The sequence below is a fragment of the Amycolatopsis sp. NPDC114484 genome (assembly GCF_055633755.1).
In genome coordinates, this window is the sequence record NZ_JBVKDQ010000012.1 from 175,852 (window position 1) to 198,902 (window position 23,051).

The 23,051-nt window shown below is 70.0% G+C and carries 17 protein-coding genes; 11 read left to right on the forward strand and 6 right to left on the reverse strand.

Annotated elements, in window-relative coordinates:
- Window positions 1-62 precede the first annotated feature (62 nt).
- Both ACZ7SW_RS27765 and ACZ7SW_RS27770 read left to right on the forward strand, forming a co-directional pair.
- Window positions 63-809, forward strand: a complete 747-nt coding sequence (locus tag ACZ7SW_RS27765; protein WP_470233295.1) for a S1 family peptidase — start codon at window positions 63-65, stop codon at window positions 807-809.
- Between the two features lie 1,529 nt (window positions 810-2,338).
- Entirely contained in the window at window positions 2,339-3,436 is a 1,098-nt protein-coding gene (locus tag ACZ7SW_RS27770; RefSeq protein ID WP_470233296.1) for an MFS transporter, read from the forward strand.
- Window positions 3,437-3,477: 41 nt separating this feature from the next.
- On the opposite strand, the gene eno is transcribed toward ACZ7SW_RS27770, so the two are convergent.
- Complete coding sequence (gene eno / locus ACZ7SW_RS27775) at window positions 3,478-4,752, reverse strand: phosphopyruvate hydratase (protein WP_470233297.1); 1,275 nt, start codon at window positions 4,750-4,752, stop codon at window positions 3,478-3,480.
- A 294-nt stretch (window positions 4,753-5,046) separates the two neighbouring features.
- Here eno and ACZ7SW_RS27780 point away from each other — a divergent pair, with 294 nt between their 5' ends.
- On the forward strand, window positions 5,047-6,582 hold the full coding sequence (locus ACZ7SW_RS27780; protein WP_470233298.1) for a purple acid phosphatase family protein: 1,536 nt from the start codon (window positions 5,047-5,049) through the stop codon (window positions 6,580-6,582).
- Between the two features lie 153 nt (window positions 6,583-6,735).
- Window positions 6,736-7,956, forward strand: coding sequence for a cytochrome P450 family protein (locus ACZ7SW_RS27785; RefSeq protein WP_470233299.1), 1,221 nt, complete (start codon window positions 6,736-6,738; stop codon window positions 7,954-7,956).
- 124 nt (window positions 7,957-8,080) lie between these two features.
- Here ACZ7SW_RS27785 and ACZ7SW_RS27790 read toward each other — a convergent pair whose 3' ends face one another.
- Window positions 8,081-9,175, reverse strand: coding sequence for a CaiB/BaiF CoA transferase family protein (locus tag ACZ7SW_RS27790; protein ID WP_470233300.1), 1,095 nt, complete (start codon window positions 9,173-9,175; stop codon window positions 8,081-8,083).
- A gap of 211 nt (window positions 9,176-9,386) precedes the next feature.
- Here ACZ7SW_RS27790 and ACZ7SW_RS27795 point away from each other — a divergent pair, with 211 nt between their 5' ends.
- Window positions 9,387-9,887 carry an antitoxin gene (locus ACZ7SW_RS27795; protein ID WP_470233301.1) on the forward strand — a complete coding sequence of 167 codons (501 nt, stop codon included), beginning with the start codon at window positions 9,387-9,389 and terminating at the stop codon, window positions 9,885-9,887.
- 968 nt (window positions 9,888-10,855) lie between these two features.
- Here ACZ7SW_RS27795 and ACZ7SW_RS27800 read toward each other — a convergent pair.
- Window positions 10,856-11,485, reverse strand: coding sequence for a class I SAM-dependent DNA methyltransferase (locus tag ACZ7SW_RS27800; RefSeq protein WP_470233302.1), 630 nt, complete (start codon window positions 11,483-11,485; stop codon window positions 10,856-10,858).
- Window positions 11,486-11,544: 59 nt separating this feature from the next.
- On the reverse strand, window positions 11,545-12,429 hold the full coding sequence (locus ACZ7SW_RS27805; RefSeq protein WP_470233303.1) for an ornithine cyclodeaminase family protein: 885 nt from the start codon (window positions 12,427-12,429) through the stop codon (window positions 11,545-11,547).
- Between the two features lie 92 nt (window positions 12,430-12,521).
- On the opposite strand from ACZ7SW_RS27805, the gene ACZ7SW_RS27810 reads away from it, so the two are divergent.
- The 3 genes from ACZ7SW_RS27810 to ACZ7SW_RS27820 all read left to right on the forward strand — a co-directional run bounded on the left by ACZ7SW_RS27810 (window position 12,522) and on the right by ACZ7SW_RS27820 (window position 17,992).
- Entirely contained in the window at window positions 12,522-13,160 is a 639-nt protein-coding gene (locus ACZ7SW_RS27810; RefSeq protein WP_470233304.1) for a GntR family transcriptional regulator, read from the forward strand.
- A complete protein-coding gene (locus ACZ7SW_RS27815) occupies window positions 13,157-14,371 on the forward strand; it encodes an MFS transporter (RefSeq protein ID WP_470233305.1) in 1,215 nt (404 codons plus the stop codon). The genes ACZ7SW_RS27810 and ACZ7SW_RS27815 overlap by 4 nt, the downstream gene beginning before the upstream one ends.
- Window positions 14,372-14,578: 207 nt before the next feature.
- Window positions 14,579-17,992: a S8 family serine peptidase gene (locus ACZ7SW_RS27820; protein ID WP_470233306.1), complete on the forward strand. Its 3,414-nt coding sequence runs from the start codon at window positions 14,579-14,581 to the stop codon at window positions 17,990-17,992.
- A gap of 57 nt (window positions 17,993-18,049) precedes the next feature.
- On the opposite strand, the gene ACZ7SW_RS27825 is transcribed toward ACZ7SW_RS27820, so the two are convergent.
- Complete coding sequence (locus ACZ7SW_RS27825; RefSeq protein ID WP_470233307.1) at window positions 18,050-18,988, reverse strand: LysR family substrate-binding domain-containing protein; 939 nt, start codon at window positions 18,986-18,988, stop codon at window positions 18,050-18,052.
- The gene (locus ACZ7SW_RS27830; protein WP_470233308.1) at window positions 18,964-19,917 is read right to left on the reverse strand and encodes a LysR family transcriptional regulator; all 954 of its coding nucleotides are present in this window, start codon (window positions 19,915-19,917) and stop codon (window positions 18,964-18,966) included. Before ACZ7SW_RS27830 ends, ACZ7SW_RS27825 begins: the two co-directional genes overlap by 25 nt.
- 227 nt (window positions 19,918-20,144) lie before the next feature.
- On the opposite strand from ACZ7SW_RS27830, the gene ACZ7SW_RS27835 reads away from it, so the two are divergent.
- From ACZ7SW_RS27835 to ACZ7SW_RS27845, 3 genes are read left to right on the forward strand one after another with little or no spacing between them, the layout of a single operon-like run.
- A complete protein-coding gene (locus ACZ7SW_RS27835; protein WP_470233309.1) occupies window positions 20,145-20,828 on the forward strand; it encodes a tRNA-dependent cyclodipeptide synthase in 684 nt (227 codons plus the stop codon).
- Window positions 20,825-22,561, forward strand: a complete 1,737-nt coding sequence (locus tag ACZ7SW_RS27840; RefSeq protein WP_470233310.1) for a cytosine permease — start codon at window positions 20,825-20,827, stop codon at window positions 22,559-22,561. The genes ACZ7SW_RS27835 and ACZ7SW_RS27840 overlap by 4 nt, the downstream gene beginning before the upstream one ends.
- Window positions 22,519-22,995 (forward strand): thioredoxin family protein, encoded by a 477-nt coding sequence (locus ACZ7SW_RS27845; RefSeq protein ID WP_470233311.1) that lies wholly within the window; start codon window positions 22,519-22,521, stop codon window positions 22,993-22,995. The genes ACZ7SW_RS27840 and ACZ7SW_RS27845 overlap by 43 nt, the downstream gene beginning before the upstream one ends.
- The last annotated feature ends 56 nt before the right edge of the window (window positions 22,996-23,051 follow it).

The window sequence follows — 23,051 nt, forward strand, 5'->3', positions numbered from 1 at the left end:
TTTTCCGCTCAACCGCCGGTTAAAGTGGTTAACGTGCGCTACCGCAGCCGAGGGGGTCCGCCATGCCACGCCGATTCGCACTCATCGCCACCATCGTCTTGCTCGCCATCACCCTGAGCACATCCGCCCAAGCCGCTCCAGCCATCATCGGCGACGAAAAAGCTTCCCTGGAAAAACATCCGTACGCAGTGTACTTAGTGGACAGTCACGGAACCCAGTTCTGCGGCGGCGTCATCGTCAGCCGCACCGCGGTCGCGACCGCCGCACACTGCGCCGCCACCGTCCCGACCGGCGAGCTCAGCGTCGTAGCCGGCCGAGAAGACAAACGCACCCGAGACGGTGTCGTCCGAGCAGTGTCCGCCGCCTGGCAACACCCGGATTTCCACACGCCGCAACAAGGTTCGGACATCGCCGTCCTGACCGTCCGCGGCTCGCTCCCCTACCGCACCGCCGACCTGGCCCGCGACCCAAGCCGCTACCCCGCCGGCACCAGCGCCACAGTCCTGGGCTGGGGCCGAATCGCCGACGGCGGCGACCGCTCGGACTACCTGCGTCAAGCCACTGTCCCCCTAGCCGACGACGCCACCTGCCGCACCGCCTACCCGGAATACTCAGCAACGAGCATGCTCTGCGCCGGTCACCCCAACGGCGGCATCGACGCCTGCAAAGGAGACTCCGGAGGCCCCTTGATAGTCGGCGACACAGTGGTCGGCATCGTCTCCTACGGCGACGGATGCGGAAAGCCAGGCAAACCCGGGATGTACACGAGGGTGACGTCCTTCGCCGACGAGATCACCGCACACGCCTGATCCCGGCACCGGGCCGAATGCGCCGCCCCGGCACCCGCAGGAAACCATCCTTCACCGACGAACCCGCCGCCCAGTGCCGAACTCGGCTAACCCCGCTGCAGAGCCGAACGCGCACTCCGACACCGCAGGAGAACATCCCTCGCCGACGAACCCGCCGCCTAGTGCCGCACTCAACTGATCCCGCCGCAGAACCGAACGCGCGCTCCGCCGCACGCAGGAAACATCTTCAGCGACGAGCCCGCCGCCCTGTACCTGACTCAACAGCTCCCGCCGCTGGACGGGACGTGCGCTCTGGGAGCCAACCGATCGGAATCCTCCAGCGGCCGATGAAAACCGCACCGCCCTGCCACACCCGGGCTCAGCCGATCCGGGTTCCGACACCCGCGCGGAACGACCAGCCGGACATATCGCACGCGACTCCCTGAGCGCGGCAAGGTAAAGTCCGGGATATGACGTCGCCGGAGGCCAACAGACGGTAGCCGCCCGGCCGCAAGCTGGGCGGCGGAGTGACGGGTGCCGGGAGTGTGCTCTCGGGCCGGGCTGACCGGCGGAAGCTTCAGAAATGCGCGGTTGAGTTATCAACTGCGCCTCGGGCAGCTTCGCGCACAGCCGATCAGCCACCGTGCACAAGGGACCGCGCCAACGGCAAGGTTTGGCCAGACAACGCGAAGCCTGGGCAAGGGCACGTCGTGGTGAAGCCTGACGCCACAGGCAGCCGTTAGCCGACACGCCACGGCGAAGCCTGCAGCGTCATTGGCAAAGCATGCTCACCGCCGTGGTGTCGCTGGGCTGCCCATCCGCGTCACGACAACGCCAGCGACCGGTGTAGTCACCGCAGCGGAGCCAGCAACACGGCTTTTTCGGCGCAGCCGCACCGGAGCAAAGCCTCAGCGCCGCCGCAGGACTGCGGGCAAAGCGTGCTTGGCTCCGCCGTGTTCGGACTAAGTCCGTCCACGGCAGCCACGCCCGCCCGGCGCAAGCGCCCAAGCCAACCCACGGCCGACGCACGCAGGCACACGCCAACGCGCTGCCGACGCACGCGCCGAAGGCGACCCACAGCCAACGCGCGGAGGGGCATGGCCACGCGCTGCCGCAGGCAGGCAACGCGCGACTGCCGCAGGCACAAGGCAACCCACCGCTGACGCACGCAGGCGCAAGTGCCACAGGCATGCACACGCCACCGCGCTGCCGACGCACGCGCGCCTAAGGCAACCCACCACCGACGCACGCAGGCACAAGTACCGCAGGCGGGCACACGCCAACGCGTTGCCAACGCACGCCCGCCGAAAGCGACCGGCCGCCGCCGCACGCAGGCGGAAGTGCCGCAAGCAGGCACACGCCACCGCGCTGCCGACGCACGTGCGCTGACGGCACCCGCCACAGAATCACGCAGGCGCAGGTGCCGCAGGCAGGCAGGCGCAAGGCCACACGCCGCCGCACGCCCGCACCCCCAAAGCACCCACTCCGCCCCCAAAAACCGTCCCATCCCGGGCGTCCCACCGACGCCACCAACCATCCGGAGTCGAGTCTTGCCTCCCATCTTGTTCCTCCTCGCCAGCGCGGTCTTCACGCAAGGCACGTCCGAATTCGTCCTCTCCGGCCTGCTCCCCCAAATCGCCGCCGCCACCGGCGTTTCCCTTGGCACCGCCGGGCTGCTGACGTCCCTCTTCGCCGCCGGAATGGTCCTCGGGGCGCCCGTCCTGGCGATGCTCGGCAGCAAGTTGCCGCGCAAGCTGGCGCTCCTCGCCTTCCTCGGGCTTTTCTGCGCAGCACACGTCACGGCCGCCCTCACCACCGACTTCCCTCTCCTGCTCGTCACCCGCGCTCTCGCGGCGTTCTCCAACGCCGGGTTCCTCGCGGTGGCACTCGCCTCTTTGCCCTCGCTCGTCCCGCCGGAAACCGTCGGGCGGGCGACTTCCGTGCTGCTGTCCGGCGTCACGCTCGCGTGCATCGTCGGCGTCCCGGCCGGGACGGTGCTCGGGCAGTACGCCGGGTGGCAGGCCGCGTTCTGGGCCATCGCCGCGATCACCGCGGTGGCCGCCGCGGCACTCTCCACGACCTCGTTCGACGATCCGCCGGCGACCAGCCCGGTGTATCGCGAGTGGCGGGTCCTGACCCAGCCCCGCGTGGCAACGACTGTGGTCAAGGGGATTCTCGTCAACGGCGGGACGTTCGCCGCGTTCACCTACCTCGGCACGATGACCCCGCTGACGGCGTGGGTTCCCGTCGTGCTGGCGGTGTTCGGGGTGGGGTCGTTCGTCGGCGTCACGGTCGCCGGCAAGGCGGGGCCGAAGATCCTCAAAGCGGGCGCGGCGGTGCTGACCGCCGTGTGGGTGGCGGCGTTCTTCGCGGCGCAGAGCCTTCCGGGGCTCCTGACAGCCGCATTGCTCACCGGGGCGATGGCGTTCGGCGTCGGGTCCGCGTTGATCGCCGCGATCGTCACTGCCGCGAGCGATGACGCGCCCCGGGTGGCTGGCGCGATCGCGACCACGGCGTTCAACCTCGGCGCGGTGGTCGGGCCCGCGGTGGCGGGGGCCGTGGTCGTGGACGCGACGCATGCGCGCGCGGCGTTCTGGGTCAGCGCGGCCTTCACCGCCGCGGCGATGTTCCTCAGGGCGAAGAAGTAAAGAAAGGCGGCCCGGGCAAGAAAAAGCCCGGGCCGCCAAGCTCAGCGGAGCGTGTCCCAGCCCGCGTAGCGAGCCTCGGTGCCCAGCTCCTCCTCGATGCGGATCAGCTGGTTGTACTTGGCCGTGCGGTCGGACCGCGACAGCGAACCCGTCTTGATCTGGCCGCATCCGGTCGCCACCGCGAGGTCGGCGATGGTGGTGTCTTCGGTTTCGCCCGAACGGTGCGACATGACCGCCGAGTAGCCCGCCTTGTGCGCGGTGTCGACCGCGGACAGCGTCTCGGTCAGGGTGCCGATCTGGTTGACCTTGATGAGGATCGAGTTGGCGATGCCGCGCTTGATGCCGTCGCGCAGGATCTCGACGTTCGTGCAGAACAGGTCGTCGCCGACGAGCTGGACGCGGTCGCCGATGCCGTCGGTCAGCTGCTTCCAGCCGGCGTAGTCGTCCTGGGCCAGGCCGTCCTCGATCGAGACGATCGGGAAGCGCTCGGTCAGCTCGGTCAGGTACGCGACGTGTTCCTCGATGCTGCGCTTGCGGCCCTCGCCGGTGTAGTCGTAAACACCGTCGCGGTAGAACTCCGACGCCGCCGGGTCCAGCAGCAGCGCGATGTCCTTGCCCGGCTCGTACCCGGTCTTCTCGATCGCGCGGACCACGAACTCGAGCGCCTCGTCGGCCGACCCCAGCTGCGGGGCGAACCCGCCCTCGTCGCCGACGTTCGTGTTGTGTCCCGCCTCGTGCAGCGATTTCCGCAGCGTGTGGAACACCTCCGAGCCCATCCGGACGGCCTCGGCGAAGGTCGAGGCGCCGACCGGGCCGATCATGAACTCCTGGAAGTCGATCGGGTTGTCCGCGTGCGCGCCGCCGTTGATGATGTTCATCATCGGCATTGGCAGCAGGTGCGCGTACACCCCGCCGACATACCGGTACAGCGGCAGCGTGTTCGCCGCGGCGGCCGCCTTCGCCACCGCCAGCGAGACCCCGAGCGTCGCGTTCGCGCCGAGGCGAGCCTTGTTCTCGGTGCCGTCGAGGGCGATCAGGGCGCGGTCGACGTCAGCCTGCGCTTCGGCCTCCATCCCGACCACGGCGTCGGCGATCTCGCCGTTCACCGCGTCGACCGCCTTGCGCACGCCCTTGCCGTGGAACCGCTTCGCGTCGCCGTCCCGCAGTTCGACGGCCTCGCGCGTGCCGGTGGAGGCCCCGGACGGCACCGCCGCCCTGCCCGCCGACCCGTCCGCCAGCACCACGTCGACCTCGACCGTCGGGTTGCCCCGGCTGTCGAGCACCTCACGGCCCCGGACCCGGACGATGCCTGTCATAACGCTCCTCGGAGGTTCGAGCCGAAGCACTCGCGCACGCTCCGTGAAGCGCTCCGGCAGCAACGCGGCACCACGGCGAGCCGCACGTCACAGCGGAGGCTAGCAGAAGAGTTCTGAATCGATCAGGCTGAGCCGGGAGAATCCACTTCGGACAGTCCGGAAACCGTTTCCCGGCAAAGGGAACGAACCGGATCCGCTGGGAAGGACACTTCACGCCCCGGACAGCTCGCGTTCATCGGCGGGCCGCGCGGCGAGCATAGCTTCGGCTTCCGCCGGGAGCCGAAGGAGACCGCCATGTCGAACGCCGTCAGCCGTCGAGGAGCATTGGGCATCATGGGCGCGAGCGCTGCCGTACCACTGCTCGGCACTGGTACGGCAAGTGCCGCTCCGCTCGCTCCGGCCCCGGGCGGCGGCGCGACACCGGTGCAGGGTCTGCATCTCACGTTCGGCCGCGATCCCGCGCGGCAGATGGTGGTCTCGTGGCTCACCGACGGCCCGGTCCGCCGTCCGCGCGTCCTCTACGGCACGCTCGACGACGGCTTCGGCTCGTATGCGCCCGCGGTCACCCGCACCTACCTCGACGGCGCTTCCAACCGCACAGTCTGGGTGCACCACGCCGAGATCAACCGCCTGTGCCCGAACACCGAGTACCTCTACGTCGCCCAGCACGACGGCGCGACGCCCGACGCGGGCACGTTCCGCACCGCACCCGGCGGGAGGTCCGCGTTCACCTTCACCAGCTTTGGCGACCAGTCCGCGCCGCAGGTCACCTGGGATCTCAAAGGCGCGCCCGCGCTCGACTTCTTCTCCACTCCGGCCACGAAGGACATCGTCACCGGCATCGAGACCGTCGCTCCGCTGTTTCACCTGCTCAACGGCGACCTCTGCTACGCCAACCTCGACGTCGACCGTGTGCGCACCTGGAACAACTTCTTCACCAACAACACCCGTTCGGCGCGGTACCGGCCGTGGATGCCCGCCGCGGGCAACCACGAGATCGAGAAGCGCAACGGGGCGATCGGGATGGACGCCTACCAGGCGTACTTCCAGCTGCCCTCCACCGAAACCGACCCGGAACTCGCCGGTCTCTGGTACGGCTTCACCGTCGGTTCGGTCCGGGTGATTGTGCTGCAGAACGACGACAACTGTCTGCAGGACGGCGGCGACGTCTACGTCAACGGCTACTCCGGCGGACGGCAGCTCGCCTGGCTGGAGAAGGAACTGGCCGCGGCGCGGGCGTCGCGCGACGTGGACTGGATCGTCGTCGCGATGCATCAGGTCATGATCAGCACGTCCGACGCGAACGGCGCCGACCTGGGCCTTCGGGAGAAGTACGGCCCGCTGTTCGACCGCTACGGCGTCGACCTGGTGCTGTGCGGGCACGAGCACGACTACGAACGCTCCCTCGCCGTGCACGGCGTCGTCGCGGAAAGCGAGACGCTCACGCCGAACCCGGTGTCCGACGCGACCGACAACATCGACGCCACGCACGGCACCGTGCACATGATTCTCGGCGGCGGCGGCGTCTCCGGCACCACCAACGGCAGTTTCTTCAAGGACGGCACCGGAAAGGTGCTGACCGCCGTGGCGGACAAGCGGGATCCGGCCACCGGCAAGCGGAAACCTACCTACGTGCGCGAAAAAGCGGTGTGGAGCGCGGTGCGCGACCTCGACCACCCTTACGGATTCGCCGCGTTCACGGTGGACCCCGGGCACCGTCCGGGCGGCACGACGACCATGCACGTGACCTATTACAACGTGAACAAGCCGACCGGCGAGCTGTCGGTGTTCGAACGGTTCTCGCTGCACCGCAAGCGCGCCGACGGCTGACGTCAACCCCTTCTCCGGCCTGGTCCGGACCACCCCTCAAGCCGGACAGAACGATCCTTGCCCGCGCTACCCTTGCCGCGGACCCGGTGGCCGCAACGGACACCTCCCCCATCGTCAGTCCATTGTGGACCATCGGGCCGCGAGGAGCGCCCCATGGACCATGCCGTCACCCCCTTCGTGCTGGACCCGGCGGCACCGGACGTGCACGGCGAGGGCGCCCGGCTTCGCGCCCGCGGACCGCTGACCGTGGTCGAACTGCCCGGCGGCGTGCTCGCCTGGTCGGTCACCAGCCTGCCGCTGCTGCGCAGCCTGCTCGCCGACCCTCGGGTATCGAAGGACGCCCGGCGGCACTGGCCCGCCTACCGGGACGGCGAGATCACCTCCGACTGGTCGCTGAACATCTGGGTTTCGGTGCGGAACATGTTCACCGCCTACGGCGACGAACACCGCCGGCTGCGTTCGTTGGTGTCGAAGGCTTTCGCGCCCGGCAGGATCGCCGCGCTGCGCCCGGTGGTCGCCGAAATCGTCGACGGCCTGCTCGCCGGTCTCGAAGCGGGACCGGCGGAAACCGACCTGCGCGACCGGTACTGCTACCGGCTGCCGATCGAGGTGATCTGCCGGCTGGTCGGCGTCCCCGAACAAGCGCGGCTTGGCCTGCGCACCGCGGTGGCCGGGATCTTCGCGACGTCGGCGACTTCGGAAGAAGCGACCGCGAACGTCGAACTGCTGTACGGAATTCTCGCCGACCTCGTCGAACAACGGCGCGCCGAGCCGGGCGACGACCTCGCCACCGCGCTCATCACCGCCCGCGACGCGGACGGCTCCCGGCTCAGCGAAGCGGAACTGGTGGACACGCTGATCCTGGTGATCACCGCCGGTCACGAGACGACGGTCAACCTGCTCGACCAGGCCGTGACCGCGCTGCTGACGCATCCCGCGCAGCTGCGGGCGGTGCTGGAGGGAACGCGCACCTGGTCTGACGTCGTGGACGAGACTTTGCGCTGGCAAGCCCCGCTTTCGCACCTGCCGCTGCGATTCGCGCGGGAGGACATCGAGGTCGAGGGCGCGACCATCCACGCGGGCGACCCGATTCTCGCGTCCTTCGGCCCCGCCGGTCGCGACGAGAACCACCACGGGCCGGACGCGAACGAGTTCGACCTGTCCCGGAAGGACAAATCAGCCCTCGCGTTCGGGCATGGCGTGCACTATTGCCTCGGCGCGCAGCTCGCCCGGATGGAAGCGGAACTCGGGCTGCCCGCGCTGTTCGAGCGGTTCCCGGATTTGGCGCTGGCGCTGCCCGGGGACCAGCTGGAGCCGGTGCCGTCGTTCATCACGAACGGGCACGTGAGCTTGCCGGTGCGGCTGCGGGGCTAGGCACCCCGGCATCGCCGCCGCACAAGCTGCTCCTCGCGCGGGCACCGTCCGGATGCCAGCCGGAACCGGGACGCGTGGCTGTCGGGATGCCAGTCGGAACCGGGACGTGGGGCCGACCGCGGAACTAAGCGCCCCAATCGGCGAGGACCTTCTCCGTGTCCGCGCCGGGGACCGGCGGCGGCGACGGCACATCCGTTGTGCTGCGCGAAAACCGCGGCGCCGGAGCGGGCTGGATGATGCCGTCCACCGTGATCAGGCCTGACCGCGCGGCGATGTGCGGGTGCTTGGGCGCCTCGTCGGGAGCGAGGACCGGCGTGACGCACGCGTCGGTGCCGTCGAATACCTCGGCCCATTCGTCGCGGGTGCGGCTGAGGAAGGCGCGCGTGAAGGTGGCGCGGAGCGTGGGCCAGCCGTCGCGGTCCAGTTGCGGCGGCAGGTCTTCCGCGGCGAGGCCGAGGCCGTTCAGGAGAGCCGCGTAGAACTGCGGTTCGAGAGAACCCACCGCGACGTAACGGCCGTCCGCGCAGACGTACGTGTCGTAGAACGGCGCGCCGCCGTCCAGGAGGTTCGTGCCGCGTTCGTCGGACCACGAACCCAGGCCGCGCAAGGCCCACATCATCTGGGACAGCACGTTCGCGCCGTCGACCATCGCCGCGTCCACGACCTGGCCGCGGCCGGTCCGGCCGCATTCCCACAGCGCCGCGAGCACGCCCGCGATCAGGAACATCGACCCGCCGCCGAAGTCGCCGACCAGGTTGAGCGGCGGCACCGGACGTTCGCCCGCGCGGCCGATCGCGTGCAGCACGCCGGTGAGGCCGAGGTAGTTGATGTCGTGGCCGGCGCGCTGGGCGAGGGGGCCGTCTTGCCCCCAGCCGGTCATCCGGCCGTAGACCAGGCGGGGATTGCACGCGAAACAGTCGTCCGGGCCGACGCCGAGCCGTTCGGTGACGCCCGGGCGCAGGCCTTCGATCAGCACGTCCGCCTTCGCCGCGAGCCGCAGCACGAGTTCGCGGCCTTCGGGGGTCTTGAGGTCCGCCGCGACCGAGCGGCGGCCGCGCAGCAGCGGGTCCGGTTTGCCGCCGCTGAGGTCGAGCGAGCCGGAGGGCCGTTCCACCCGGACGACGTCCGCGCCCAGGTCGGCGAGCACCATGCAAGCGTGCGGCCCCGGCCCGATCCCGGCCAGTTCGACGACTTTCAGCCCGCTCAACGGTCCCGCCACATGTCCTCCTCGGCTCCGGTGCCCCTGCCGCGGCGACCCTACCGGCCGGTGCGGGCCGCATCCCGGCGTGTGGGGTAACCCACCCGTGCCCCGACCCGGGCAGAACCGGCGCCGCACCTCACCCGAACCGGGGACTGGCGTCTCGCCGCCGCGTCAGCCGGGTACCCGGCTGGTATCCATGTGTCACGAATAGATCAAGGAGGGATTTTCGATGAGCTTTTTCGACCAGGCCAAGGACAAGATCCAGGAATTCGCGGGCAACAACCAGGACAAGGTCGGCGAGGGTATCGACAAGGTCGCCGAATTCGCCGACGAGAAAACCGGCGGCAAGCACGGCGACCAGATCCGCCAAGGCGCGGACAAGGTGAAGGAACACTTCGGCGGCGGCCAGGGCGGCCAGGAACAGGGCGGCGGGCAGCAGCAGGGCGGTTTTGACCAGGGCGGCCAGCAGGGCGATTTCGGTCAGGGCGGCCAGGGCGGCCAGCAAGGCGGTTTCGACCAAGGCGGCCAGCAAGGCGGCTTCGGCCAGGGCGGTCAGGGCGGCTTCGACCAAGGCGGCCAGCAAGGCGGCTTCGGCCAGGGCGGTCAGGGCGGCTTCGACCAAGGCGGCCAGCAGGGCGGGTTCGGCCAGGGCGAGCAGCAAGGCGGTCAGCAGCAGGGTTTCGAGCAGGGCGGCCAGCAGGGCGAGCAGCAGTGGGGCAACCAGCAGTAGCGAGGGCTGTTCCGGCCTGAGCCCCCGCGCCGAACGCCTCCGCGAGCGGCCTCGCGAATCAACTGCGGCCAACGAGCCGTGCACATCGGCCGCCGCGGTGAGCTGTGGAAACCTTCTGTGGCAAGCGAACTGCGCAAGTCAGGAGCCGCGAGAAACAGCCACGGCAAGCGAATCGCGCGCATCAGCTGCCATGAGCAGTCCACAGGTCAGCTGCGGCAAGCAAACCGTGCACGTAGGCAACCGCGGCCAGCCGTGGAGATCGGTCGCGGAGAGGCAGCCAAGCAGGCGGCCCGGCGAGCACACCGTGCACGTCGACAACCGCGGCCAGCCGCGGAGATCGGTCGCGCAGGGGCAGCCAAGCAGGCGGCGCGGCAAGCAAACCGTGCACGTAGGCAACTGCGGCCGACTGCGCAGATCAGTCGCGCAGAGGCAGCCAGGCAGGCGGTGCGGCAAGCAAACCGCACCCCAGCTGCTTGGCTGGCAGATGCGCGAACCGGGCGTGGCGAACGAACATCGCGAGTCAGGAGCCTCGATCGGCCGCAGCAAACGAGCGCGAATCGGCTGACTCGGACAGCGCACGAACCTGCCGCCGCGGGCAGCGCGAATCGGCTGCCCCGGGCAACGCACGGACCGGCCGCCGCGGGCAGCACGAATCGGCTCACCCGGACAACGCGCCAACCGTCCACCGCAGACGAGCACGCGGCTGACCCCGGCAACGCACGAATCGTCCGCCGCGGGCAGTGCGAATCGGCTGCGGTGAGCGAACCGCGTTGATCCGGTGATCGGCCCGTCGCGGCGGGGATTCATTCGGTCGGCCAGAGAACCAGCCGCATCGAGTGGGCGGGGCGGTATTTTCCGCGCAGTTTCCGGCGTGTTCACCCGGCAGCGCGGAAATGCCGCCCCGCTTTCCTGTGCGCCGCCGAACTTATTTCACGATCCGGTGGTCCGCCGCGCTTTTCCCACCCCTCTCAAGCGGGCTTGCGGGCCGAGATCAGCAGGTGTTCCTCCGGCTCCGCGCCGGGTTTGTCCGGGGCGAACGTCTCCGTCCGGGTGCCGGTCACCTCGAACCCGGCCGCGCGGATCCGGTCGGTCAGGGCGTCCGCGGAGAAGCTCGTGACCCGGATCGAGTGACCGAGGAACTCGATCGGCAGATCCTCGATGTCGGCGGGCACTGTCACCAGTGCGAACCTTCCGCCCGGCACCAGCCAGCCCGCGATCCGGCCGAGGACCTGCTCGGTTTCGGCCCGGGAAAGCTGCACGAACGAGAAGAACGCGCACACCGCGTCCCACGTCCCCGGCGCCGTCTCCCATTCCCGCACGTCAGCCTGCCGGAACTCGGCTCCGGGCACCTGTTCGCGGGCGATCCGCACCATCTCCGCCGACACGTCGATCCCGGTCACCCGGTGTCCGGCGGCGGCGAGGTCCGCCGCGGCGGGGCGGCCGGTTCCGCTGCCGATGTCGAGCACCCGCGCGGACGGCGGCAGCACCTCGATCAACTCCCGCACTGCCGCGTCCACCACCGGCCGGTGGCCGAACGCCTCCTCGTATCTGGCGCCGATCGCGTCGAACAGTTCCGCGGTGGTCAGCTCCTCGGACATCCCAGTCTCCCCTCGCCGTCGAAGGAGTCCAGGCTATCCGCCCCCACCGACAATTCCGGTCACTCGGCAGCTTCGTACGCGGCCGCAGCGACCACCAGGTCCTCCCAAGCCATCCCGACGCTCTTGAACACCCGGGGCCCCGAAGGCACCGAATGCCCCCGAGCCAACGCTGCGAGCGAGACAAGATCATCCGCCGCGAGGGCACCGGATTCCAGTGCCAGCATTACATCCCCCGCCTCGCGGGTCGCCGCGCTGATCGCCTCAACGACCACTGTGGACCGTCCAATCAGGACATCGTCGACTTCTCGCGCTTCTGGCTCGTGCGAACCGACAGCCACCACGGTGGCGTGTTCGGGAACTTTCGCGCAGTCGAACACCGGAGTCCGCGACGAGGTGCAGCACACGATCAGATCAGCCGAGGCCACGTCGTCCGGCGTCCCCACTCGTGCGAACGGGTACTGCGCGGCAAAGGCTTGCGTACGCTCCGGATTCCGGCCGACCACGACCACCTCGCGCACCGGCCGGACCGCCCGGAAAGCCTCGATGTGACTCTCCGCCTGCGGGCCGGTCCCGAACACCACCAGGCGTTCCGCGTCCGGCACCGCGAGCAGGTCCGCCGCCACCGCGGAGACGGCCGCGGTGCGCACCGACGTGAGCGCGACGCCGTCCAGGAGTGCCATCGGGGTGAGCGTCGGGCCGTCCATCAGCAGGTAGTGGCCTTGGATCCGCGGCAAGCCCCGCGCGGGGTTGCCCGGCGCGACGGACGCGACCTTGACCCCGGCGTAGCGGTCCCAGAACGCGGGCATGAGCAGAAACTGCCCGGTGGGCACGGGGACGACGGACCGCGGCGGGTCCTGGTCCGGGTCGAGGCCGCCGGCGAGAGCGGCGCGGACCGCGTCGACGGCTTGCTGGACAGTGGGCCGGGCATCGAGGAGCAATCGCACCCCCGGAGCATGGCACAGAGCCCCGACAGAACACTGAGCCGCAGGTCACAACACCTTAGATACAAGCTGGGATGCATGTTAGCGTCGCAGCCGTGAACGCCGTGAAACCCGCCGCCGACCGCGCCTACCAGCTCACCAAGGAGCTGATCCTCACCGGCGAACTGCCCGGCGGCCACCTGTTCAGCGAGGGCGAGATCGCCGAGCGTCTCGGGGTGAGCCGGACTCCGGTGCGCGAGGCGTTCCTGCGGCTGCAGGTCGAAGGACTGCTCAACCTCATCCCGAAGCGCGGCGCGATCGTCGTGCCGATCACCCCCGGCGAAGCCGAAGACGTACTCGAAGCCCGAGAAGCCGTGGAAAGCGCCGCAGTACACCGGCTGGGCCGCCGTCCGGAGCTGATCCCGGACGCGCTCGAGCAGCTGCGTACGGTGCTGGAAACCCAGCGCGGGCACGCGGAAGCAGGTGACGTACCCGCGTTCGCCGAAGCCGACGAGCTGTTTCACCGCACGATCGTCGCGGCGGGCGGCAATACGTTGCTGCTCAGCTTCTACACCACACTCGCCGACCGGCAGCGCCGGATGAACGTCCACGCGCTCGCGCCGATCCCGGCCCGTCTGCCGCAGGTCGTCGGCGAGCACGAAGAGCTCCTGAACATCATCGCGGAGGCCGAGACGAAGGCCGACACCTTCGCCCCGGCCCTGCGAGCACACCTGGATTCGGTGCACCGTCGATGACCACTACCGCTGACCGCGCTCCCCTGCCCGAAACGACCACCCGCCCGGCCTGGTTCCCAGCCGCCGCCGCGGTGTTCGCGTGCGGCTGGGGCGGCAATCAGTTCACCCCGCTGCTAGTGATGTACCACGCCGCGGGCTACTCCGCGTTCACCGTCGACGCCTTGCTTGGCGCGTACGTCGTCGGCCTCGTGCCCGGGCTGCTGCTGTCCGGCGGACTGTCCAATCGGTACGGTCGCCGTCCGGTGATGTTCGCCGGCACCGTGCTGTCGCTGCTGGCGAGCCTGCTGCTGGCACTCGGACCGCTCGGCGTGGCGTGGATCGCCGCCGGCCGGTTCCTCGCCGGCGTCGCGGTCGCGGTCGCGATGGCCGTGGGGTCCACCTGGATCAAGGAACTCGCCGACGCCGACCCGTACAGCGCGGCCGACCTCGGTACCCGCCGCGCGGCGCTGTGTCTCACGCTCGGGCTCGGCATCGGCCCCGGTGTCGCCGGAGTACTCGCGCAATGGGGGCCGTGGCCGATGGTCCTCCCCTACCTGGTCCACATGGGACTCGCGCTGATCTCGCTGGCCGCGGTCACGCGCAGTCCGGAAACGCTTACTGTCCGGACGGCTTCGGTCCGTGCCGCACTTCCCGCTACCGCCCGGCATCCGCGGTTCCGCCGCGTGATCCTGCCCGCGGCGCCGTGGATTTTCGGTTCGTGCGGGGTGGCGTACGCGATCCTGCCGCAGCTCGTCGAGCACCAGACGGGATCGTGGGCGCTGGCCTACTCCACCTTGCTCACCGTGTGCGCGATCGGCGCGGGCGTCGGGATTCAGCCGATCGCCAAGCGGGTCGACCGCGCGACCAGCGCGCGGGCCCTGGTCACCGGAATGACGGTGCTGTGCGCCGGACTTGTCCTGAGCGTGTTCGCCGCGGCACAGGAATCGCCGTGGATCGCACTCGGCGCGGCGGTCGTGCTGGGAACCGCTTACGGCATCGTCGTCGTGTCCGGACTGCTGGAATTGCAACGCCTCGCGCGGCCGGGCGAAATCGCGGAAATCACCGGCGTGTACTACGCGCTGGCGTACGTCGGATTCCTCCTGCCGTCAATTTTAGCCGCCCTGAACGGAGTAGCGGGCTACCCGGTGCTGCTCGCCTGCGTGGCACTGGTCGCCATCACGGGAACCCTTGTGGTGACCCGACACTCGCGCCGGCACCTGCCCCAGCCCTGACCCCGATTCCGGCAAACGGGACCGAATGCGCGACCGCGCGGAAATTCGGTCCCGTTTGCCGGATTTGTTTCCCACTATTGTCTCTTGTGGATCGTGCGGGAGTCGGAAAGAGTTCTGTCATCGGGAAATCGAGCGCGGCACGAGTGCGCCCGATTTCGTCGGGGCCGGTAACTCACGAACCCTTCTAGCAGGAAGTGGGAACTGCACATGGGGCGTTCCTCGCGATCCGTTCGCGCCCTGGTCATAGCCGCGACCGGCAGTCTGGTGCTGGCCGGGGTCACCCAGCCGGCGCAGGCTGCCGCGCCAGCCGCGACGACGGCCGACACGACGCCGCAATCGGTGATCGTCGTCCTCTCCGACCAGTTGCCGAGCGCGCCGCCCACGAAGGCGGCCTCGGACACTCGCCGCGCCAAAGCGACCCAAGAACAGGACTCGGTGCTGAGCAAGCTCGCCGGCGCGGCACCGGCCAAGGTCAAGCACTTCGCTCTGGGCAACGCCTTCTCCGCGACCGTCACGCCCGCGCAGGCCGCACAGCTCGCGCACGACCCAGCTGTCGCACAGGTGCTGCCGGACAGCAAAGTGACGCTGCCGGACGCCAAACCGAGCGCGCCGGCCGCCGCGCCGAAGGCAGGCGGACCGGCCGCCGCGCAGGCCATGCCGAACGCGACCTGCCCGGCCGACCCGGCGAAACCGTTGCTGGAGCCCGAAGCGCTGACGTCGATCCGCGCGTACAGCACCAACGGCGGGAAGAGCGCGTCCGACCTGGCCAACGGAGCCGGCGTGAAGGTCGCGTTCCTCGCCGACAACATGGACCCGAACTACGCGGACTTCATCCGTCCCGACGGCAGCCACGTGTTCTCGGACTACCAGGACTTCTCCGGGGACGGTCCGAACACGACCGACGCGGGCGCCGAGGCCTTCGGCGACGCCTCCTCGATCGCCGCGCAGGGCGTCGTGGTGCACGACCTGTCGAAGTTCGTGAACGAGAAGCACCCGCTCCCGGCGGGTTGCACCATCGTCGTCAAGGGCGTCGCGCCGGGCGCGAGCCTGGTCGGCCTGAACGTTTTCGGCAAGACCGCGACGAACTCCGCGGTGCTGCAGGCGATCGACTACGCGGTGACCGTCGACCACGTCGACGTGATCAACGAGTCGCTCGGCCTCAACCAGTACCCGGATTCCAGCTCCCGCAACCTGTTCCAGGTCTTCAACGACCAGGCAGTGGCCGCGGGCGTGACGGTGACCGCCTCCAGCGGCGACGCGGGCACCACGTCCACGATCGGCAGCCCGGCCACCGACCCGCTGGTGATCTCCACCGGCGCGACCACCGACAACCGGCTGTACGCGCAGACCGGCTACGCGGCTTTCCCGTTCTCCAACGGGAAATGGGTGAGCGACAACATCTCCGCGCTGTCCTCGTCCGGCATCACGCAGAACGGCCGCACCATCGACCTCGTCGCGCCCGGCGAGGGCAACTGGGCCGACTGCGCTCCGGCGTACTCGGAATGCCGCAACTTCAACACCGTCCCGCAGCCGACCGACCTCGAATCGTTCGGCGGCACCAGTGAATCCGCCCCGCTGACCGCGGGGGTCGCCGCGCTGGTGATCCAGAGTTACCGCAACGCGCACCACGGCGCGTCGCCGACGCCCGCGCAGGTGAAGCAGATCATCACCAGCACCGCGCGCGACCTCAACCTCCCGGCCGACGAACAGGGCGCTGGCCTTCTCGACGCCCGCGCGGCGGTCGAAGCGGCGCTCACCGCCCCGGGTTCGACTGGGGCACCGGCGGGAGTCGCGTCGAACATCTCGCTGTCGGCTGACCAGCTGACACTGGAAGGCGCGCCGGGCAGCACGCAGCAGGCGTCGGTGAACGTCACCAACTCGGGCACCAAGCCGCTGACGGTCAGCACCGGCACGCGGACGTTCGCCCCGATCGGCACGCAGACGCAGACCACCGCGTTCGACTCCGCGAAGCTGCCGACCTTCCCGTATTTCAACGGCACCAACTGGGCGTACAAGAAGGTCACGTTCTCCGTGCCGAACGGCGCGCAGCGGCTGCTGGCGCGGATGGCGTGGCAGGGCAGCCCGAAGACGGTCAACGGCCAGTCGGTCACCCCGGTGGTCCGGCTGACGCTGCTCGCACCGGACGGCACTTTCGTCGCCAACAGCCGTCCGCAGGGCGGGGCCGCGACGGCGAACTACGCCAACGTCGACGTCACGCGGCCGGTCGCGGGCACGTGGACCGCGGTGCTGTACTCGGCGTCCGGACCGGCCGGTTACACCGGTGACGTCCAGCTGGCGACCACCGCGCAGCGGACCGTTCCGTACGGCCAGGTGTCGCCGCAGATCCTGGAGCTCAAGCCGGGCCAGACGAAGCCGGTGCACGTCTCGCTGCAGACCCCGGGCAGCGGCGGCGACGCGGACTACTCGATCACCTTCGGCAGCTCCGACGGCCACCAGACCTCCGTGTCGGCCGTGCTGCGCGCGCTGATCCCGACGAAGAACGGCCCCGGAGCCTTCAGCGGCACGATCACCGGCGGCAACGCCCGCGCCGTGTCGCCCGCGCAGACCTTCTCCTACGAATTCGATGTGCCGCGCGGCAAGCGGGACCTCGACGTCGCGGTGAAGCTGCAGGATCCGGGCACGCTGCTCGACGGCGTCCTGGTCGACCCGAACGGCGAACTCGCCGACGTGAACAGCAACGCCTTCCTCACCTCGGCCACGACGCTGGGGCAGGGCACCGGATTGCAGCTCGTCGACGCGAATCCGCTGCCGGGCCGCTGGCACCTGGTGCTCGTCGTGCAGAACCCGGTGACAGGCAAGCAGATCGACCAGCCGTTCACCGGAACCGTCGGCTTCGACCAGGTCTCGGCCAGTGCGCCCGCACTGCCGCAGTCCGCGTCGCTCGCCGCGGGCAAGGCGGTGACCGTGCCGGTGACGGTGCGCAACACCGGAGTCGAGCCGATCGCCATCGGCGTCGACGCGCGCACGAACGCCCGGCAAACGCTGCAGCCGCAGCCGATCCAGGGCTCGACGGAGGTCGATCTGCCGGAGCTGAACGCGAACGCGCCGGTGTACTCGATTCCGCCGGAGACGAGCAAGTTCACCGTCGCGACGTCCTCGACCGTGCCCGCGCAGGCGGAGATCCAGGGCTCGGCGGCGGGCGTCGACGTGCTCGGGGACCTGAAGTCCGCGCAGAACGGAAGCACGGTGTCGGTCGCGACGATCGGCGAGAAGACCGGGTACGTCACCAAGGGCGTCTGGTTCGCCGACGTGCAGGAGATCGGCCCGTTCGGTCCGGAAGGCGCGCCCGCCGGGCATTCCAGCTACACGGCGTCGATCCAGACCGCGGGCTTCGACGGCTCGGTGACGTCGTCGACCGGCGACCCGTACGGCCAGTCGGTGGACCCGAACGGCACCGGCGGCACGCCGCAGCTGGTGAAGCCGGGCGAGACCGCGACCGTCCTGGTGACGATCACGCCGTCGGGCAACCGCGGCGACAAGGTGGCCGGGCACTTGAACATCGTGACCGTGCCTTCGCTGCCGACCGGCGTGACCGGTCTGCCGCAGGTCGGAACCGGTGAGGTGCTGGCGACTCTGCCGTACAGCTACCGCATCGGCTGACGCGCTGAGTGAGGGCCGTTGGGGAGAATCCGTTTCTCCCCAACGGCCCTTACGCGTTTACGGCAGGGTCACGAGCGCGCGGAGGTACTCGGCGTGCGCGCGCGTCACCGCCGCGCGGAATTGGGGGATGCAGCCGACGAACGGCCCGTCCCGCGCCCAGGCGAGCACAAGAGTCGAATTCGTGGCCGCGCAGTGCAGCGGCCGATATGCGGTGTCCGGCATCGGTGCCGTCGGCGGAGCTGTCACGGTCAGGATTCCGGTGCCGTAACCGAGACACAACGCCGCCCAGTCGCTCTCGGCGTAGCAGAGCCGCGGATCGGCGCCGGCGTCGGCGAAGGCGGCGAGCAGCGCGCGCGTCCGGGGCTGAACCGCCTGGTCGAGAAGAACGCATCGCTGGCCGGACAGCGCGGCCGGAGTGAGCGAATCCGGAACGCCCAGCGGGTGTCCGGGAGGAATGCCGACCACAAGCGGTTCCGTGGCTACCGATACCCATTCGAGGGCACTGTGTTCCCGCACGGCGTCCTGCCGCAGCACGCCGAGGTCCAGCTCGTCGCGAAGCAGCGCTCCGGCCAGCTCCTCGGCCGATTCGCCGGTCCGGACCGCCAGTTCGGCTCCGGGATTGCGGCCGCCCACCTCGCGGATCAGCCTCGGCAGCACGGGCGTCGGCACCGAGCCGATCCGGATCTGCGCGGCGGAGCGCTGAAGGCGGGCGCGAGCGGCGGTCAGCATCCGGTCGAACTGCGGCACCACGGCCGAAGCGTGTTCGAGCAGGAGTTCGCCGGTTTCGGTGAACAGCTTCCCGGCCGGTCCGGCGGCCAGCAGTTCGGCGCCGATCATCCGCTCCAGCCGCCTGATCCGCAGCGCGAGCTTGGCCGGGGTGCTGCCGAGCACGGCCGCCGCGGCGGCCACGCTGCCCGCCTCGGCGATCGCGACCACCAGTTTCAGCTGCCGCAGTTCGATGTCCGGGCGGATCAGCTCGTCCGGGCGGTCAGCCACGGCAGTTCTTTCGGAATCGCGCGCGGGCCGTCGCAGGCGCCGCGGTCGTCGTGATAGGCGTCGAGGACCAGGCCGGCCAGCAGGCCCGCCCGCGAGGCGGCCGGGCCGTCCTCGCGGTACAGCAGGAAATGGCTGGTCCGCATCCGCAGCTCGGGGACCGGCCGGTGCACCACCCCCTCGGCCAGCGGGCGGGAGGCCTGGATGAGCGTCACGTCGCCCTGGTAGCGGACGATCTCGTCGCGGGGGCCGGAAACCGGCACGTGGTGGGCGATCACCGGGGCGAACCCGTACGGGCCGCAGACCCGGGCCAGGAACTCGCGGCAGCGGTCCGGCCCGGTCGAGGAGATCCACCGCTCGTGTTCCAGTTCGGCCAGGTCCACCGCGTGCCGGGCGGCGAGCGGATGCCAGTCCGGGAGCATCATCAGCAGCGGGTCCTCGGCGAGGTCGATCCGGCCGGTGTTGGCCGGCAGCGGCACCTCGCACTGCTCGGACAGCACGGCGAGGTCGAGTTCGCCGCGGCCGAACCAGCCGATCATCTCCGCGGTCGACTCGGCGGTCCGGATCTCCGCCCGGTCGCCGAGCCCGGCCGTCTCCAGCGCGCGGAGCAACGGGCCGGACAGCGGGGTTTCCGACCAGCCGACCCGCAGCGCGCCCGCCCGCTGGGCGCCCTGCTGCGCGAGAGCGGGCCCGATCCGGGCGGTGCGCGCGAGGATCCCGTCCGCGTAGTCGAGGATCAGCCGCCCGAACGGCGTGGGCCGCACCCCGGCGCGGGCGCGCTCGAACAGCGACCGGCCGAGCAGCTCCTCGATCCTGCGCAGTTCGCGGCTGAGCGCGGGCTGCGGCAGCACCAGTTCGACCGCGGCGCGGTTGAGGCTGCCCGCTTTCGCGATCGCCTGGAGGTGGCGCAAATGCTTCAGTTCCAACTCCACGAAAGTCCACGATATGACTCGCGCGGAGGCGAGTGCACCGGCGAAAGTGTGGCGATCGCCCGACCAAAGTAGGAAAACCTCTTTCCGAACCGCGGCCGTCGCCGTCCCGCGACGGCATAACCGGCAGGCATTACCCGAGCCGCTCCGATCCCGGCACAGTGAGCCGCACCAGTCCCGCCCCGCCGGGAAAAACGCGGAATCGAGACGAGAAAAGGTGGATGGCTCCCATGTTCGACGCGACTCCGCTGTCTTCCGGCTGCGCCCGCCTGTATCCGGAAGTCCGGCACGCCTGTGTCGGGGTGAGCCCGTTCAACGGCTATTTCACCGCGGAACGGCTGACCCGGCTCGCCGCGTGGACCGCGGAACACTTCGCCGAGTTCTGCTTTTTCGTGCCGGACGAGGTCACCGCCTACACACTCGAAGCGCTCGGATACCCGCCGGCCAGGGCGAAACAGAAGGCGCACCGGCAGTCCTGCCACGTGCACAACAAGATCGCCGCCGCGCTGCGCGCGCTGGACGTGCCCGATCCGGAGAGCCGGATCCTCGGCATGGCCCGGCTGCGCGAACTGCCCGCCTATCGGCGGCTGCTGGCCGAGGCGGAAAACCACTTCGAAACCGACCGCGCATTCCGTTCCGCCTGCTACGGCGCTTCCACCTGGGTGCTTCAGGGCCGGACCGGAAACGTGCCGGACGAGCGGGCACTGCGGCTCGCGGTCCGCTACTTCCTCGCCGAACTCCCGTTGTTCGCCGGTTCCGGGATCGTCACCGGAAATCCGCGGTCGATGTTCGTCTACCACCAGCGGGTGCCGTTTCTGCGGAAGTTCTTCGACCGGGAATTCGCGTTCCGGCCCAGGGCCGGCCAGGGTTTCCTGGTGGTCGCCGAAGCCGCGCTGGAAGCGACCGGCCGATGAGCGATCGCCACGACGACTATTCGCTGACCCGGGTCCCGGACGCCGCCCGCCGGTCCTGGCCCTCGGTCGCGGTGCAGCGGTTCGGGCAGGTCTCCTCGTTCCAGCAGTTCATCGTCGGCGCGCTGCTGGGCTACGGCATGACGTTCTGGAACGCGGTGCTGGCCATCACGATCGGTTCGGTGCTGCTGGAGGTCATCACCGTGCTGCTCGGCATCGCCGGGGTGCGGGAGGGACTGTCCACCTCGGTGCTGGCCCGCTGGGCGGGGTTCGGCCGGAAGGGTTCCGCGCTGGTCGGCCTGCTGGTGGCGATCAGCCTCGCGGGCTGGTTCGGCGTGCAGAACGGGGTGTTCGCGCACGGCATGCGCGCCCTCGGCGGCGTGCTGCCGGAATGGGGCTGGGCGCTGCTCGGCGGACTGGTGATCACCGTGATCACCGTCTACGGCTTCCGCCTGATGGCCTGGACCGCCTACCTGACCGTGCCCGCTTTCCTGGTGCTGGCGGGGTATTCGGTGCTGGACGCGCTGCACGCGCATTCGCTCGCGGCCCTGGTTTCCGCTCCCCCGCCCGGACCGCCGCTGTCGCTCGGCGCGGCGACCACGCTGGTGTCCGGGGCGTTCATCCTCGGCGCGCTGATGACCCCGGACATGACGAGGTTCAACCGCACCCGCGGCGACGTGGTCAAGCAGACCGTGCTCAGCGTGACGCTCGGGGAGTACCTGATCGGGCTGATCGGCGTGCTGCTCGCGCACGCCGCCGCGACCTCGGACGTCGTCGGCATCGTCACCTCCTCCTCCGGGGTGCTCGGCACGCTGGTGCTGGCCACCGCGATCCTCAAGATCAACGACTGGAACCTGTACTCCTCCTCGCTCGGCCTGGTCAACGTCGTGGACGTGCTGTTCGACCGGAAGGTCCGCCGGGTGCACGTGGTGCTGGTGCTCGGGGTCTTCGGCACGGCCGCGTCAGCGCTCGGCATCGCCGACCACTTCGCCGGGTTCCTGACCGCGGTCGGGGTGCTCACCCCGCCGGTGGCCGGGGTGCTGATCGCGGAGTACTTCGTGCTTCGCCGGTGCCGTCCCGTTTTCGCCGCCCTGCGCCGGGGCCAGGCGGTCGCGGGCCGCGACTGGGCGCCGGCCGCGCTGGTCAGCTGGGCGCTCGGGACGGCGTTCGCGCTCGTCTTCGATTTCGGGATTCCCACGATCAACTCGGTGGTCGTGGCGTTCGCCAGTTACCTCGCGGCGGGCCTGCTGACCCGCCGCCGGAACCAGGGAGGGACCGCCGTGCTGCCGCTGATCGGCCGTGAAGACCTGAAAGCCGCGATGGACGGGGGCGAGGTGATCGTCGTCGACACCATGCCCGCCGACTACTACGCCCGCGAACACCTGCCCGGCGCCCGGAACATCCCGGGCTTCCCCTACGAGCAGGCCGCGCGGTTCACCGACGAGCACGCCCCGCGGGTGGTCCCGGACAAGACCGCGGCGATCGTCGTCTACTGCGCCAACACCCCTTGCCGCAACAGCGAATTCGTCGGCGCCCGGCTGCTCGAGCTCGGCTACCGCGACGTCCGCAAGTACCGCGAAGGAATCGAAGACTGGGTCGGAGCCGGCCATCCCACCGAAACCGGCCCCGCCCCCCGAAGCCCCGGCGCGCCCCGCGCCGGTGCCGGTCAACCACCCCGAATAGAGGAGAGAACATGGGAACCAGAATCCGGATGTTCGCGGCCGTCGCGGCGATGACGGCAGGGGTCCTCGGCGGCGTCGCGGCGGCGCCGGCGAGCGCCGCGCAGGCCCCCGCCCCGGGGTCCTACGCCTCGCTGGCCCCGCGGGACGAGACCGTCATCGACGTGACCTCGGCCAACTACGACCAGGTGATGGAGATGTCCAAGACCAAGCCGGTGGTGCTGGACTTCTACGCCAGCTGGTGCGGCCCCTGTCAGAAGATGGCTCCCTACCTGGAGAAATACCACGCGGCCGACAACGGCAAGTGGATCTGGGCGAAGGTGGACCTGAGCGAACAGGGCCAGAACAAGGACGTCGCCGACAAGTACGGCATCGAGTACATCCCCACGCTGATCGACGTCTCCAGCGGCCAGGAGAAGGGCAGCCGGGTGGTCGGCTTCGACGAGGGCAGCGGCCCGGACGACCTGCGCACCTGGCTGAACAACCTCTGACCCCGCCCGCCTCCGCCGGGATTCCCCGAGGTCCCGGCGGAGGCCCCTCGAAGGAA

Bases quoted from the DNA above. Each gene is read 5' to 3' on its own strand.
- ACZ7SW_RS27765 (WP_470233295.1), top strand. From the start codon at position 63: ATGCCACGCCGATTCGCACTCATCGCCACCATCGTCTTGCTCGCCATC.
- eno (WP_470233297.1), bottom strand. From the start codon at position 4,752: ATGACAGGCATCGTCCGGGTCCGGGGCCGTGAGGTGCTCGACAGCCGG.
- ACZ7SW_RS27780 (WP_470233298.1), top strand. From the start codon at position 5,047: ATGTCGAACGCCGTCAGCCGTCGAGGAGCATTGGGCATCATGGGCGCG.
- ACZ7SW_RS27785 (WP_470233299.1), top strand. From the start codon at position 6,736: ATGGACCATGCCGTCACCCCCTTCGTGCTGGACCCGGCGGCACCGGAC.
- ACZ7SW_RS27795 (WP_470233301.1), top strand. From the start codon at position 9,387: ATGAGCTTTTTCGACCAGGCCAAGGACAAGATCCAGGAATTCGCGGGC.
- ACZ7SW_RS27800 (WP_470233302.1), bottom strand. From the start codon at position 11,485: ATGTCCGAGGAGCTGACCACCGCGGAACTGTTCGACGCGATCGGCGCC.
- ACZ7SW_RS27815 (WP_470233305.1), top strand. From the start codon at position 13,157: ATGACCACTACCGCTGACCGCGCTCCCCTGCCCGAAACGACCACCCGC.
- ACZ7SW_RS27820 (WP_470233306.1), top strand. From the start codon at position 14,579: ATGGGGCGTTCCTCGCGATCCGTTCGCGCCCTGGTCATAGCCGCGACC.
- ACZ7SW_RS27835 (WP_470233309.1), top strand. From the start codon at position 20,145: ATGTTCGACGCGACTCCGCTGTCTTCCGGCTGCGCCCGCCTGTATCCG.
- ACZ7SW_RS27840 (WP_470233310.1), top strand. From the start codon at position 20,825: ATGAGCGATCGCCACGACGACTATTCGCTGACCCGGGTCCCGGACGCC.
- ACZ7SW_RS27845 (WP_470233311.1), top strand. From the start codon at position 22,519: ATGGGAACCAGAATCCGGATGTTCGCGGCCGTCGCGGCGATGACGGCA.